The sequence below is a fragment of the Accumulibacter sp. genome, from assembly GCF_031732815.1.
GTDB lineage: Bacteria > Pseudomonadota > Gammaproteobacteria > Burkholderiales > Rhodocyclaceae > Accumulibacter.
In genome coordinates, this window is record NZ_JAVMKF010000206.1 from 20,344 (window position 1) to 21,631 (window position 1,288).

Genomic DNA, 1,288 nt, shown 5'->3' on the forward strand with positions numbered 1-1,288 from the left:
CAGTGGAGCACGGTGATGCCTTCTCCACATGCCGATCCGCAGGCACATGCGACGCGCAAGCAGGCCGAGGAGGTCGCACGCCGGTTTCAGGAGGGCGTGATGATGCTTCATGCGAGGCAGTACGATCATGCGCTCACCGCCTTCCATCGCGTGCTGCAGATCGACCCCCGCTTTCCCGAAGCTCATGTCAATGCCGGGTTTGCGCTTCTCGGCATGGGCAATCCCCGTGCAGCCGCCGATTTCTTCGATAGCGCTACCAACCTGCGCCCGGATCAGATGAACGCATACTTCGGACTCGGCGAGGCCCTCATGGCGCTGGGTGACCGCCACGGCGCGCTGCAGGCCATGGAAACCTATCTCCACCGCAGTCCGCCCGACGACCGCTTCCGGGTCAAGGCCGAGGCTGCGGTCTGGGAATTGCGTGCCGAACTCTCTCGCAGCAATGTGCAGTCTTCTCCTTCGCGGAAGTAGTTCCCGTCTTTTTTTGCCTCTGTGAATTCGCTGGTTCGATTCTTGCACCGAATCGATGGTTCGCCGTGCCGGAGTAGGTGTGCCTTGCGCAGCCTCCGCACCGGCGGACGCTGAGTTCGCCAACACCTCAGGGAGGCACGGGAATACGATGAATCGCTTGTTCTTCGGCACGCTTGCCGGACTCGCCAGTGCGGTTGCGCTGGCCGACACGGACGTCGCTGCCAACGCGTTCCTGCGCGAGAATCTGCGCGCCATTACGGATGAAGTGACAATGTACCGGCCAGCGTTGCAGGCGATGACGGGCGACCCCCGTGTCGGGCGCGATGCCCGTGAATCGCTGCAGCGCATCGATGCGCTGATGACGGAGTCCGCCCGATTCGCCGGGCAGACACGACTTGATGAAGCCGTGAAACGGGGCGAAGCCGCAAAGCGTCTGGCGATCCAGGCCATGGTGAAGCTGAAGTCAGGGCAGACCGTGACGCACGCCCTGAAATTCGAGACGCCGGCGGACGAATACGCCTATGAGCTGCGCCGCTTCGAGAGCAACGAGATGCTGGTCGGCATGAATCTCCAGGAATCCACCGATGCAGGTGTTCGTCAGCGGGTGTCCGGTGAACTCGATACAGCGAAACGCTTGCGACAGTCCGCGGCCGGCGATGCCGCTGCCGGTCGTCATGCCGAGGCCGTGAAACAGATGGAAACGGCCGCAGTGCATCTCAACCGCGCACTGCAGGCGCTCGGAGTACCGGTTTTCTGATGCGATGAACAACCGACTGATCAACTGGTTCAAGTACGCCTCGCCGCAGAGCTTCTATCC

General features: G+C 62.3%; 2 protein-coding genes. Both read left to right on the top strand.

Annotated elements, in window-relative coordinates; all coding sequences use genetic code 11:
• Positions 1-471: tetratricopeptide repeat protein (locus tag RKP46_RS13215; RefSeq protein ID WP_311107063.1), on the top strand; the 471-nt coding region annotated here is incomplete at its 5' end.
• 148 nt (positions 472-619) lie between these two features.
• Complete coding sequence (locus RKP46_RS13220; RefSeq protein WP_311107064.1) at positions 620-1,228, top strand: hypothetical protein; 609 nt, start codon at positions 620-622, stop codon at positions 1,226-1,228.
• Positions 1,229-1,288: the final 60 nt, after the last annotated feature.